Source organism: uncultured Nostoc sp. (assembly GCF_964245445.1).
In the GTDB taxonomy this organism is placed as follows: domain Bacteria; phylum Cyanobacteriota; class Cyanobacteriia; order Cyanobacteriales; family Nostocaceae; genus Nostoc.
Map to the genome: position 1 here is coordinate 1 of NZ_CAXTNE010000230.1, position 13,181 is coordinate 13,181.

The 13,181-nt window shown below is 42.1% G+C and carries 8 protein-coding genes and 3 pseudogenes; 8 read left to right on the top strand and 3 right to left on the bottom strand.

The genetic code is table 11. The features are described from left to right. Positions 1-117: 117 nt before the first annotated feature. A pseudogene (locus ACFE90_RS28755) lies at positions 118-2,381 on the bottom strand (transglycosylase domain-containing protein). Positions 2,382-2,754: 373 nt separating this feature from the next. Here ACFE90_RS28755 and folK point away from each other — a divergent pair. The 4 genes and pseudogenes from folK (at position 2,755) to ACFE90_RS28775 (ending at position 5,896) form a co-directional block, all read left to right on the top strand. Continuing rightward, a complete protein-coding gene (gene folK / locus ACFE90_RS28760) occupies positions 2,755-3,270 on the top strand; it encodes a 2-amino-4-hydroxy-6-hydroxymethyldihydropteridine diphosphokinase (protein WP_375505796.1) in 516 nt (171 codons plus the stop codon). Positions 3,271-3,338: 68 nt separating this feature from the next. After that, positions 3,339-3,887 carry an NUDIX hydrolase gene (locus ACFE90_RS28765; RefSeq protein WP_375505797.1) on the top strand — a complete coding sequence of 183 codons (549 nt, stop codon included), beginning with the start codon at positions 3,339-3,341 and terminating at the stop codon, positions 3,885-3,887. 25 nt (positions 3,888-3,912) lie between these two features. Next, positions 3,913-4,761 (top strand): annotated as a pseudogene (locus ACFE90_RS28770) (ADP-ribosylglycohydrolase family protein). A gap of 325 nt (positions 4,762-5,086) precedes the next feature. Beyond that, entirely contained in the window at positions 5,087-5,896 is an 810-nt protein-coding gene (locus ACFE90_RS28775; RefSeq protein ID WP_375505798.1) for a prohibitin family protein, read from the top strand. A 59-nt stretch (positions 5,897-5,955) separates the two neighbouring features. Here ACFE90_RS28775 and ACFE90_RS28780 read toward each other — a convergent pair. After that, positions 5,956-6,160, bottom strand: a pseudogene (locus ACFE90_RS28780) (ISKra4 family transposase); the annotation flags it as partial. A 504-nt stretch (positions 6,161-6,664) separates the two neighbouring features. On the opposite strand from ACFE90_RS28780, the gene ACFE90_RS28785 reads away from it, so the two are divergent. Continuing rightward, complete coding sequence (locus ACFE90_RS28785; RefSeq protein ID WP_375505799.1) at positions 6,665-7,339, top strand: hypothetical protein; 675 nt, start codon at positions 6,665-6,667, stop codon at positions 7,337-7,339. Here ACFE90_RS28785 and ACFE90_RS28790 read toward each other — a convergent pair. After that, entirely contained in the window at positions 7,326-8,867 is a 1,542-nt protein-coding gene (locus tag ACFE90_RS28790; RefSeq protein ID WP_375505800.1) for a phytoene desaturase family protein, read from the bottom strand. The genes ACFE90_RS28785 and ACFE90_RS28790 overlap by 14 nt on opposite strands. A gap of 433 nt (positions 8,868-9,300) precedes the next feature. Between ACFE90_RS28790 and ACFE90_RS28795 the strand changes: the two genes are divergently transcribed. The 3 genes from ACFE90_RS28795 to ACFE90_RS28805 all read left to right on the top strand — a co-directional run bounded on the left by ACFE90_RS28795 (position 9,301) and on the right by ACFE90_RS28805 (position 12,887). After that, on the top strand, positions 9,301-10,176 hold the full coding sequence (locus tag ACFE90_RS28795; RefSeq protein WP_375505801.1) for a prohibitin family protein: 876 nt from the start codon (positions 9,301-9,303) through the stop codon (positions 10,174-10,176). A gap of 191 nt (positions 10,177-10,367) precedes the next feature. Beyond that, on the top strand, positions 10,368-10,784 hold the full coding sequence (locus tag ACFE90_RS28800) for a DUF1824 family protein (protein WP_375505802.1): 417 nt from the start codon (positions 10,368-10,370) through the stop codon (positions 10,782-10,784). 174 nt (positions 10,785-10,958) lie between these two features. Then, positions 10,959-12,887 (top strand): ABC-F family ATP-binding cassette domain-containing protein, encoded by a 1,929-nt coding sequence (locus tag ACFE90_RS28805; protein ID WP_375505803.1) that lies wholly within the window; start codon positions 10,959-10,961, stop codon positions 12,885-12,887. The last annotated feature ends 294 nt before the right edge of the window (positions 12,888-13,181 follow it).

The following is a 13,181-nucleotide window of genomic DNA, read 5'->3' on the forward strand; positions in this document are numbered from 1 at the left end:
GACAAGGGGACAAAAGGTGAGAACTTGCAACAAGTCTTTCCCCTTGTCCCCAATTCTCTTTGTCCCTAAGTCCTCTTTTCAATGCCCAATGCCCCAATGCCCTATGCCCACTCTTCATTAGTTAGAAGGTCTAAGTCTATCCCGCCAAGATGGCTGTGACGATGAAGAACCTGAAGAACCGGAACTATTTGTCGGAGAGGAAAATCGCCGACTTCTTCGAGGCGCGGGAGAAGAAGAATCAGATTCTACTCTTCTAGAGCGCCGCCGCCGTGGAGTAGATGACTCTGAAGAAGAGTTAGTGGAAGTTGATTCTTGAGTGCGATCGCGTCTTCTTCGTCTTGGGGTATAATCGCTCGATTGCTGTTCTTCTTGAGAATAGCTCCTCCTATGTCTCCTAGATGACCTACTCTCTTCAGAATTTCTAGCACTTTCTCCTTCTGAGTCATCATCATTAGAGATAGAACGATTCAGCACTTGTTTGGGCTTGATAGACTGGGCTTTGATAGTGCCTTTGCGACCTTCTAACTTGGGACGTTTGGGAAATTTTTCTATCGGCATCCCTTCTGCCGCTTTTTCCATAAATTCGTGCCAGGTGTAAGCAGCACTACCACTACTACCATCTGTGGGGCGGTTATCATCGTTACCTAGCCAAACCCCTGTCACCATCTGGGGAATGTAGCCAATAAACCATAAATCACGGGCTTCGTCGGAAGTGCCGGTCTTGCCTGCAACTGGTCTATTACCTAATTGAGCAGCAGCACCAGTTCCCTCTTCTACGACGTTGCGTAACATCCAAGTCATGATGGCGGCACTGTCAGCGTCAAGGGCCCGTTGTGGCTTGAAATTAGCTGACCAGATCACCTTGCCTTGGCGGTTGAGGATGCGAGTAATACCATGAGGTTCTGTGTGCAATCCTTGAGTTGCAAAACTGCCATAGGCGCTAGTCAATTCCAACAGATTGACTTCATTTGAGCCGAGAGCCAAGGAGTAGGTGGGCTTAAGTTCAGATTTTATCCCCATATCATGGGCAAGTTTAATCGTTGGCGTAAATCCCACATCAATCAACACCTTCACCGCAATAATATTAATAGAGCGGGTGAGGGCATCTCGCATGTTCATGGAACCCCGAAACCTTTCACTATAGTTTTTCGGTTCATAACCATCTACGACAAAGGGCGCATCTTCATAGCTATCGTAGGGGCTTTTACCGCTAGCGATCGCAGTGGCATATACAAACCCTTTAAATGTCGATCCTGGCTGCCGTTGTGCCTGAGTAACCCGATTAAACTGGTTTTTACCAAAGTCTTTTCCCCCAACCATTGCCTTAATTTCACCGTTGCGGGGATCAATGGCTACCATTGCTCCTTGCTTAAAATTCTCCCAGCTTCCTTGATTTCGCAGGGTTTTGGCAACTGACTCTTCTGCTACTTTCTGCCAAGTTGGGTTCAGCGTAGTTTCTACTACTAATCCCTCACTTTTTAGCACGTTAGGAGAAACGTACTTCGGCAATTCTTTTTGGATGTAGCTGGTAAAGTAGGGTGATTCTACTTCCACTCGCTTGGGTAAACTGGTTTTGAGAATTAGTGGTTCTTGGACTGCTGCCTGCCTTTGTTCTGGCGTAATTATTTTATCTTCTTGCATCCGTAGCAATACCAAGTCCCGCCGCCGTTTCGCAGCTTCTGGATTCTTATCTGGAGCGTATAAGCTAGGAGCAGGGGCTAATCCAGCTATCGTTGCCATTTCGGCTAAGGAAAGCTGGTCTGGCGTTTTACTAAAGTATACCCTCGATGCATCTGCCACACCATAAGCTCCACCTCCCAAATAAACCAGATTTAGGTAGCGCTCTAAAATCTGATCTTTGGTTAATTCATTCTCCATTTTTTGTGCTAAACGGATTTCTTTGAGTTTGCGCCAGATTGTCTGTTCTTGTTTCAAAAACAGAATCCGCGCTAGCTGTTGGGTAATAGTGCTAGCACCTTCAACAACACCTTGCGATCGCAAATTATTCAAACCTGCTCTGGCAATCCCTTGTGGATCAAATCCGTTGTGTTGCTTAAATCTTCTATCTTCTGAGGCGATGAAAGCTTTTTTTAAGTTATCTGGTATTTGTTCCAGCTTTAGCTGTTCTCTGGCCGTTTCACCTTGTTGTTGTAATATAGTTCCATCAGCAGCTTTGATCGTCAGTGTTTGCTCTCTAACCACGGCATTCAACTCCGTCTGATCCGGCAAAGTTCGATCTATTAAACTGATGCCGTAGATTAAGGCAACTATTCCACCACCTAAACCCAAGCCTGCCCAAAACCAGATGCGACGATAAAGTGGTTTACCGCGAGTTGCCTGATTAGCCTTCTTCCTAGAGGGTAAAATTTTCATTTGCTCAGTAACTGCCTCGCCTGCGGCACATGTGCTGGTGGTAAGCTCTCATTTGTTCCTCCTTGTCCAGAGTCACTCAAATTAGTTGGTCTTCGCTTGAACCAGGAGGTAAGCTTCCCCACGTCAGTTCCTCGCTCAAAGTAGTAACTTATATAACCACCATCAATCAACTTTGGGGTTAGTTCACCACCATTGTGTTAGTATAATATCCTATAAATAATTAACTAAATTCACCATAAAATAATGTTTTCGAGATTTAGTAAATTTAGTTTTGTAAAAACGCTGCAATTTTGATATCTAAAATTATTGGCATTTTCTGGAACAGGTGTGCCGAAGTATTCGCAAAGACAGCCCAAGAACAGCTTACTTAAGGAGGGTGCGATGCTTAAGGCGAGGTACGCCGAAGCAAAGCCAAGAAGAAGCGCCGTTGCTCTTGGTAGTAATATCGGCGATTCACAAACAGTTTTAGAAGCAGCTGTAGAAACTTTAGCCCAAACTCCAGGTATTGTCTTAGAAGCCAGATCCAATTGGTACCAAACCAAAGCTGTGGGGCCACCACAGCCAGATTACCTAAATGGCTGCGTCACATTGCAAGTAGAAATACTACCCCAGCAGTTATTAGAAATTTTGTTAGGAATTGAACAACAATTTGGGCGTGTGCGTCAGGAACGTTGGGGGCCACGAATCCTGGATTTAGATTTGTTATTATTTGATGACATTATTCTGGATACACCAAATCTCCAGATTCCGCACCCACGAATGCGGGATCGGGCCTTTGTGTTAGTTCCACTGGCAGAAATTGCCCCAGATTGGATAGAACCAGTATCCGGGTATCTTATTAAAGAACTGCTGAAAAAGGTAGACTGTTCTGATGTACATTTATTGATGGGCAATTAAAAATACCATCCTTAAACGCAGAAGAACGCTGATTTCACCTCTGTATTCACAGATAATCAGATTTTATTATGCCATTAGGTAGAGAATTACCACAACTACTAAAACAACGCCTGTTTTATAAAGGACGCAAATTTGATTTTGAAGTTAATCGCTTGCGTTTGCCTAATAAATCAGAAGGAGAATGGGAATGTATTCGTCACCCCGGTGGCGCTCTAGCTGTGCCAGTGACGCCTGAGGGTAAACTTGTTCTGGTGCGCCAGTATCGTTTTGCAATTCAGGGCCGAATATTAGAATTTCCGGCGGGAACTGTAGAAGCAAATGAAGAACCTTTAGAAACAATACAGCGTGAGATTCAAGAAGAAACTGGCTATAGTGCCCAAAAATGGAATAAATTAGGCGAGTTTTTCTTAGCTCCCGGCTATTCTGATGAAATTATCTATGCTTTTCTGGCGCGAGATTTAGAAAAGCTGGAAACACCACCACCACAAGATGGAGACGAGGATATCGAAACTGTGTTTTTGACTCCCGAAGAATTAGAGAAAGCGATTCTGGAGGGAGAGCCGGTAGATGCTAAATCAGTTTCTAGCTTTTTTCTAGCGCGTCCGTTTTTAATTTAATACGAATATGCTGCTAAAGTTAGCGATGCCTACGGCGGGCTACGCCTACGCAGATGCCTACGGTGCAGGCTTTGAATATGCTGACGAGATGATCGTTAACAATGATTTGAGTCGATACGTGGAACATCCGCGTTTTCGACTAAATCCTAGCAGCTACACGGATGACACCCAGATGAGCATTGCCATTGCTGAAATAATTGTTGCTCAAGCACCGTGGACGGTAGAAGTTTTAGCCGATAGTTTCGTTAAAGCCTTTAAACGCGATGAGAGAGAAGGTTATGCTCGAAGCTTCTAGCATTTTCTGAGAGAAATTCAAGATGGGGAAGAGTTTTTAACGAAAATTAACCCTGAGAGTGACAAAAGCGGGGCGGCAATGCGTGCAGCCCCCATTGGCATCTATCCGACACCAGAAAAAGTCATTGAGGCGGCAACAATTCAAGCGGCAATTACCCACAAGACACCTGATGGAATCAATGCTGCCGTTGTGGCTGCCTTGATGTCACATTATTTTATCTATCGGCTGGGAGCAAAACGCAAATTAGGACAGTTTCTAGAAGGTTATGTCTCTGGGGAGTGGTCTAAACCGTGGCAACGTAAAGTAAAGTCCAAAGGCTGGATGAGTGTCAGGGCTGCGATTACTGCGGTAATGCGAAATGACAGCATGAGCGAACTTTTACAAGATTGTATTGCTTTTACGGGAGATGTGGATACAGTAGCTGCAATTGCCTTGGCTGCTGGTTCTTGTAGTGAGGAAATTAGACAAGACATTCCCAATCATCTTGTTACAGGCTTAGAAAATGGGGCTTACGGTAGAGATTATCTCATCGACTTGGATAAGCAGCTAATGAGTTTGGTAAACAAAAAGACGAGCTAAATGTAATACATTGGTTGGGAAAAGTGTGATTTGCCCTGCTGCTTTACTCAATTAAGGGCAACTTACCTTTTCAAATACTACGGTTTTTAGATATTATTACAGTGATTTAGGTAAATATAAAGCTACCTAACGTTCACTATCTCCAAGTTGGGGTAGTAAAGTACACATTGGCGGCTTAATTATATACCTGTATATATATTCAACACATTAACTGCTCAGTGATATGAAAATTGACTTAAAGTCAAAGTCATAAGAGCATGACCAAAAGAAGCTTACAACTCCTAAATATGTGTCTCTATGTAAGACGCATACATGTTTCACACAGATGAAAAAAAATCCAACTTTTAACAGTGCCGGTAAACTGACTGCTCTTTTGTTCCTGATAACTCTCTTTCTCACGCCTTGTGTGATTGTAAATGCAGGTGAACGTGGTGTTTTGATGAAATTTGGTGAAGTACAAAACCAGATATTAGGTGAAGGACTTCACTTAATTATTCCTGTAGTTAATACTGTGAAAAAGTTGAGTATTCGAGTCCAAAAGCAGGAAATTTCGGCTGAGGCTTCTTCTAAAGATTTACAAAATGTTTTCACCGATGTAGCTCTCAATTGGCATATTGTTCCCCAAGAAGCGAATGCCATCTTTCAAGAAATTGGAGATGAACAAGATATAGTTATTCGGATTATTAACCCAGCAGTTGAAGAAGTGCTAAAAGCAGTAATGGCAAAGTATACTGCTGAAGAAATTATTACTAAACGAGGAGAAGTCAAAGGTGGAATAGATGATGCTTTGTCCACACGCCTGGGTAGCTATCATGTTGCAGTTGATGATATTTCTCTAGTTCATGTCCATTTTTCAGAAAGATTTGGTGAGGCAGTGGAGGCAAAGCAGATTGCTGAACAAGAAGCAAAACAAGCAGAGTTTATCGCATTAAAAGCAACAAAAGAGGCTGAGGCAAAAGTTAATTTAGCAAAAGGAGAAGCTGAAGCGCATAGATTATTACGTGATGGTTTAACTCCCGAAATTCTGCAAAGGCAAGCAATAGAAAAATGGAATGGCAAGCTGCCATTAATTGTTAGTAAGGAGGCTCCCAAATTGTTTAATTTAAGTGAAATTTTAAAATTTGATAAAAATTGAAATTGTTATTAAGAAAATATCTGCTTCTACATCAGGAACATCCCATTTTTGCGTAAACATCAAATAGCCAGTTGACCATTAAGATAGGCACAACGCAGTTGTAGCATTGGTGGTACATTTTCAGGATGCCACTGAGCGCCGGAAAGTTTTAACCTGATGTCGATGTTTAATGGCAGACTCTACAGCCCCAGAACCAATATAACAAAGTTGTTCCGCCTGATAGTAGGCATAATTGACAATCCGACTGCGATGCTTTTGCAATAAGCAGAAAAATTCTTCGCCTGTTTTTTGCTTAAATCAGCAAATAAAGTGTAGGCGTAGCCCGCCGCAGGCATCGTCGTATCCACCTGACTAGTCTAGAAACAGACATGAACGCCTAACGCATCCTACTTAAGATTTAGTTTATAAATAGTTTTTGAGATAGTGCTTCACCTCTTAACATAAACTTATCAATAATTAAAGATAAAACTTATGCTTAACCACATCATTATTTTTAGATTTAAGGCTAAATAATTGGCAGTAGACATAATTAAACATAACTATATTTTTATCATCTTTTATACCTAATGCCTTATACTTCATACTTTATGCTTCCTCCTAAGCAGTGATATTTATTTATCCCCATGTACCTAACTTTGTATTTGTAACTCTACGACTGAAATCTTACTATTAGCTTGACGATTACTTCATATAAATTTTATAAAAGTATTTTTAGTTTTATAACGAGCGCTTTGTAGATAAAATTAACTACTAAAAGAAGGAGTATTTATGCGCTTTTTTGACTTTTCAGGGATTCTTGCTTGTACAACAGCAGCTTTTATATCAATTGCACCTATAGAGGTAGAAGCTGCAACTTTTAAAGTGATATCTGGAGTCACTAGCATTGATCGTGATCACGAGGAGATTCTTAAAAGTATCGGGCTAGTCTTGACAGGCACTAATAATACAGTTGCACCAATTCCCAGCAATTACTTAGTTGGCTTCAACATCGATTCAGATACTAACTTCACGTTTAGTGACGAGGGCGGTTTTACTCCGCTCTCAGGTACAATCGAGGGTAGTGGTACTGTTACCTTCAATAATCAAATTACTGTTGGTAACTTATCAATTGGTCTGGCTCCGGGACGTACTGTCACAGGTGGCAGCGGATTTGTTTTAAGAGACACATTTTCTCTAAATACAATTTTGTTTGATTTGAGTATTACAGAACCTGTGGCATTTGATGGTCAAAATTTAACCATCCCTGATGTTAAATTGCTGGTTTCTCCAGAGTTTGCTAATATATTGCAAAAACCTGAATTGACAGGTTTGTTTACTGGAACTGCACGAATTGATGCTGAAGTTGCTGCCGTACCCGAACCTGACAGTGTACTAGCAGTTTTGGCAGCAGGTGCGGCTCTCTTGGCAACTAGATTTTATACTCAAAAAATTAAATGCACTTGATATCTTGAAGCATTGCTAAATGCTTACTAACAGGTGCAAGGGTATTCGCAGCAATTAGCCCACTCGCGGCGACTGCTGGTAAACCAATGCCGGGAAATGTCGAGTCGCCACAGCACATCAGTTCTGCTAAAGGTGTGCTAGGCCCAGGAAACATCCCACTTCCAGCCTGAATTGCTGGGCCGTAAGAACCTTGGTGACGGCGGAGATAACGCTCGTGAGTTAGAGGTGTACCAACAAGTGTGACTTCGCAACGAGAGCGAATATCTGGAATTATCCGCTGTAGCGCTTGCCACATTACTTCTGCACGCGATCGCTTTTGTTCGGCGTATTCTTGGTTCCTTCTATCCATTCCTTGCCAGATAGAGTATGGCTCATTACCAGGAGTATAAACATGAATTACGTGCTTACCTGGTGGCGCTAAGGATGGATCGAGAATTGAAGGAATTGATATCACTACAACATTCTGAGGTGCTGTTATGCCCAATTCCCAGTCATTAACCACGATGTAATGACACCGTAAATTTGACTGTAATCCTTGAGCATCAATGCCTATATGTAAATGCATAAAGCTATCACACTCAGGTGTCGCCTGTCGTTTAGCGCGGTACTGTTTGGGTACTGCCTTTTCTGGTAGTAACTTCAGTGTGTCCCAAACCGATGCATTAGAAATTACTGCCCGCCGCGCCCGAATTTCTTGGCGATCGCGCAGACGCACACCCACCGCACGATTCCTTTCTACAAGCACTTCTTCCACATGAGCGCCCAGAATCAACTTCCCACCGTGACGCTTCAATCCTTGTACAAGGGTGTCAACTAAAGCACCACTACCACCAATGGGATATTCAAGTATTGCATCTGGTCGATACCAGTCCGCAAACATAAATCCTACCTCTGCGGCGCTAGTGCCATCTGCGGGCAATCCAGAAAGTAAGAAACACAGCAAATTCAGCCAATTTCGGGTAAAAGGATCTTTAACAACGCCATCCATAATCCGGCTGAAGGGGCCCGTCAGCTTAATTATATTCGCCAGATTTTTTGTCAGAGATGGGATAAATGGGCCCACAGTTCTAGCTGCACCAAAGTCAAAGCGTAATGCCGCCGATGGTATAGAAGTTGCTGCACTTGCGAATGGTTCCATAACGCGCTGGAGTTCCTGCCACTCGGCTACAGCATCATGTCCCCGAAATTTCATCAGAACTTCACAAAATTGCTCCGCACCAACCGACGTATCAAAATCACCTTCTGGTACACAACAACCCCAAATATCATAAGTTACGCATGGTAATTCCGAGCCAATTGCATCTAAGACTTGCCGCAGAGGGTTAGCAGAGGGGCTGTAAGACAGTCCAGAGTAGAGAGACGGGCCCGAGTCAAATTTAAAACCATTGCGCTCAAAAGCATGAGCAGCGCCTCCAGCAATGGAGTGGCTTTCGCAGACTATTACATCAAAGCCATACCGTGCCAAAACAGCAGCACAACTCAAACCGCCAATACCGCTACCAATGACAACTACATCTGTAACTTGCATATATGTTTGCAACAATAAACTAAAACAGTTGGGGAAACTTGGATAATATCATTCGCTCCTCCATCCATAAACCGCTCTAATTGGTTAATATCATCATAAATGATGGACATTAGGGACTTCCAAATAAAAAAATATCCCATCGTTTTAGAGGCAGGGGGACTCGGGGCCCCCACGGAGTGGGGATTGGGGGAGGGAAAGTCATTGTGATTCCAAAAATTAATTGGACAATTTATTTTTTGGAGTTCCCTTAAACCCCAGTGCCGCATTCTTCAAATTAAAGGATTGATTCACACAGACTAATGAGAAGCTTAAACTAGTAACTGAGTTAACCCAGACCCAAGTAAGACTTTTTACTCAGCACTATGGGTTAGAGAAGGAAGACAAGGAGAAAAATAATAACTCTTCATGACAAATGACAAATGACGAATCACAAATGACTAATTCACATGGAGAGAAGAATTTGAAAAATCAGCAATTTGGAAATTGGCAAAGCACAGTTTTAGGAATTGTGTTAGCAACATTAGTGATTGTGGGACTAAATTCCTTTATTATTATTAACCCAGGACAAGCAGGAGTGATTAGCATTTTGGGTAAAGCCAGAGATGGAGCATTATTGGAAGGAATTCACGTAAAACCGCCTTTTATCTCAGTGATAGATGTGTATGATTTGACGGTGCAAAAATTTGAAGTGCCAGCAGAGAGTTCTACCAAGGATTTGCAAAATTTATCTGCGAGATTTGCGATCAACTTTCGCCTCGATCCCATCAAGGTAGTTGAAGTTAGAAGGAAACAAGGAACCTTAGAGAATATTGTATCGAAAATCATTGCACCCCAGACCCAAGAAGCATTTAAAATTGCAGCCGCTAGAAGAACAGTAGAAGAAGCAATTACCAAAAGAAGTGAGTTGAAAGAAGACTTTGATCAAGCGCTAGGCGATCGCTTAGACAAATATGGGATAATTGTGTTAGATACTAGCGTAGTTGATTTAGCATTCTCACCAGAATTTGCCAGAGCAGTGGAAGAAAAACAAATTGCTGAACAACGGGCGCAAAGAGCCGTTTATGTAGCACGGGAAGCAGAACAAGAAGCACAAGCAGATGTGAATCGCGCTAAAGGTAGAGCAGAAGCTCAAAGACTCTTAGCAGAGACACTCAAAGCCCAAGGAGGACAGTTAGTTCTGCAAAAAGAAGCAATTGAAGCTTGGAAGAGTGGGGGCGCTCAGATGCCCAAAGTCCTCGTTATGGGTGGTGACTCAAAAAGCGGCGTTCCCTTCATATACAACCTTGGAAATGTCCAAAATCAACCTTAATTCGAGTAAATAATATTTAGTAAGTTGGGCTAGTACAGATCGGCGGAAATAAACCTACCATTTCATTACAGCAATAAAGGCCAAAATTAAAACTTTTTGACTTTTGACTTTTGAATGCGTGACTTCCGCCTTGCGGCACTAGTCCCAACTTCAACACAACAGAAAAACCAACAAGACAAGAATCGAAGTTTATGTCAACCCCCAATCCTCAGAATATCACCGCCGAAGAAGCGAAAAAAATACTGAATAAATTCAACTGTCTAGACATTGCGCCTATCCTCAAGCCATCAGAAAAATTAGTAATTCGTAGTGCCTTAATTTTGATCGCTAAACTTGCTGATTATCAAATTTTAGGAATTTGTGCTGATACGGCAGAAGAAGGAATACTTGCCATGAAGACTTATTCCCTAGCTTTGGGTTATGAAGCACCAGACAATTTACTTACACCTGAAGGCCCAGTTTATATCAAATTAAATGGTAAAAATGGCTTGTGTTATCTCGATTCTTACGCTGGACATCATCGTGGCGTATTAGTGTCTTGTCAGTCTTACGACGAAGACGGAATCAACGAAATGTATGGACATCTCCCCTTGGATTTATTTGTATAGAATTCGGCAATGTAGGTAGGGTAATACCTTGCCTACTACCGCAAGGCGGAAGTCACGCATTCAAAAGTAAAAAGTCAAAACTTTTGTAGATTCAGGCTTTTGCTTGTTTAAAATGATAGCTTCATTTACGCCGTGCTGTACTACTAACTAATAATCAATGAAAAGTTCCTAAATATGAGTATTATTACACTACAATCAGTCAAAAAAGACTTTGGCATTAAGGAAATTTTAAAAGATGCCAGCTTTAGCCTAGATGCTACCGATAAAGTTGGCTTAATTGGTACTAACGGTTCTGGCAAATCAACCCTATTAAAAATGATCGCCGGGTTAGAATCGATTGATAGCGGTCAGATTTTAGTCAACTCTGGTTCTAGAATTATCTACTTACCCCAGTTGCCAGATTTAGATGAGAATCACACAGTTTTAGAGCAAGTTTTCGCCGACAGTGGCGAACACATGGCTTTGGTGCGTGAGTATGAAGAACTCTCAGATAAATTGGCTCACTATCCAGATGATAGCCAACTGATGTCTCGCCTTTCTGTGGTGATGCAACGGATGGATACAAGTGGTGCTTGGGAATTAGAAACTAATGCTAAAATCATCCTCACTAAATTAGGAATTTCTGACTTTGACGCCAAGATAGGCACTTTGTCTGGAGGCTATCGCAAGCGTATTGCTTTAGCATCAGCGTTGCTCGCAGAACCAGATGTTTTGCTTATGGATGAGCCGACAAACCATCTTGATGCTCTTTCTGTAGAATGGTTACAAAGTTATTTAAATCGCTATCGCGGCGCACTTTTTCTCATCACCCACGATCGCTACTTTCTAGATCGCGTTACCAATCGGATTATTGAAATCGACCGAGGCGACATTTACACTTATACGGGTAACTATTCATATTACCTGGAAAAGAAGGCTTTAGCTGAAGAATCTGCCGTAAGTAGTCAACGTAAACACCAAGGCTTGTTGCGCCGCGAGTTAGAATGGCTCAAAAAAGGGCCGAAAGCCAGAAGTACCAAGCAAAAAGCTAGAATTGACCGCGCTCATGCTCTGCGGGATACTGAATTTAAACAAGTTCAGGGTAAAGTTGATATTTCTACAGTTGGTCGTCGCATTGGCAAAAAAGTTATTGAATTAGATAACATTTCTAAAGCATATAATGGACGCACCCTGATTAATAATTTTACCTACGAATTTAGCCCAGAAGACCGCATCGGCATTATCGGCGCTAACGGTGCTGGTAAATCCACTTTAATGGATATTATTACTGGTCAGATTAAGCCAGATTCAGGTATTGCAGAAATTGGTAATACAATTCACATCGGTTATTTTGACCAGCATTCGGAAGAATTGCTCACAGCCTTAAACGAAAATCAGCGCGTGATTGACTACATCAAAGAAGAAGGAGAATTTGTCAAAATTACCGATGGTACTCAAATTACTGCTTCTCAAATGTTGGAGCGGTTTTTGTTTCCTGGTAATCAACAGTATGCCCCAATTAATAAACTTTCGGGTGGTGAAAAAAGACGTTTATTTCTGTTGCGGGTTTTGATGAGTGCGCCCAATGTTTTGATTTTAGATGAACCGACAAACGATTTAGATGTTCAGACATTGGCAGTATTAGAGGATTATTTAGAGGATTTTGTCGGTTGTGTAATTGTAGTTTCTCACGATCGCTACTTTCTTGATCGCACCATCGACACAGTATTTTCCTTTGAGGAAGGCGGTAATCTCCGGCAATATCCAGGTAATTACTCGATTTATCTGGACTATAAGAAGGCTGAAGAGGCACAGCAGCAAGCTGCTAATACTAAGGAGAAGCCTAAAAATGTTGAAGTCCAAAATGGTGCGGCTTCACACAAGGATGTAGAGAATACCAAGCGGCGGAGGTTATCCAATTGGGAAAAAAAAGAATTTGATCAGTTGGAAGGTAAAATTGCCCAGTTAGAGGCCCAGAAGGCAGAAACCGAGAAAACACTAGCGAATGTTGCTGCGGGGAATTATAGCCAAGTGCAGAAATTGTACGATCAGGTGGAAAAGCTCAAGCAAGCGATAGATGTGGCGACTGAACGCTGGTTAGAATTGGCAGAGATGGAGTCTTAATTTTTTAACAGTTTTACCCCACCCTAACCCTCTCCTTTCCAAGGGGAGGGAACCAAATTTCTTATTTCCCCCCTTATAAAGGGGGGATTAAGGGGGGTAATGCGACTTGTGTGTACACCGTAGCTTTTTAAGAGGGGAATCGGTTCATCTTTTACTCTTGCTTTTTAGAGAATCGTTTTTCTCCCTTTTATCCTGCAAGCTACGAAATTTAACTAGCACTGGAATATACTGTTGAATCATCGGCGTTGCATAATAGGGGGATGAATTGAGGTCATCTACTGTGCAATGTCCATA

Excerpts from the sequence above, each read along its gene's own strand:
- folK (WP_375505796.1), top strand. The coding sequence starts at position 2,755 with ATGCTTAAGGCGAGGTACGCCGAAGCAAAGCCAAGAAGAAGCGCCGTT.
- ACFE90_RS28765 (WP_375505797.1), top strand. The coding sequence starts at position 3,339 with ATGCCATTAGGTAGAGAATTACCACAACTACTAAAACAACGCCTGTTT.
- ACFE90_RS28775 (WP_375505798.1), top strand. The coding sequence starts at position 5,087 with ATGAAAAAAAATCCAACTTTTAACAGTGCCGGTAAACTGACTGCTCTT.
- ACFE90_RS28785 (WP_375505799.1), top strand. The coding sequence starts at position 6,665 with ATGCGCTTTTTTGACTTTTCAGGGATTCTTGCTTGTACAACAGCAGCT.
- ACFE90_RS28790 (WP_375505800.1), bottom strand. The coding sequence starts at position 8,867 with ATGCAAGTTACAGATGTAGTTGTCATTGGTAGCGGTATTGGCGGTTTG.
- ACFE90_RS28795 (WP_375505801.1), top strand. The coding sequence starts at position 9,301 with ATGACTAATTCACATGGAGAGAAGAATTTGAAAAATCAGCAATTTGGA.
- ACFE90_RS28800 (WP_375505802.1), top strand. The coding sequence starts at position 10,368 with ATGTCAACCCCCAATCCTCAGAATATCACCGCCGAAGAAGCGAAAAAA.
- ACFE90_RS28805 (WP_375505803.1), top strand. The coding sequence starts at position 10,959 with ATGAGTATTATTACACTACAATCAGTCAAAAAAGACTTTGGCATTAAG.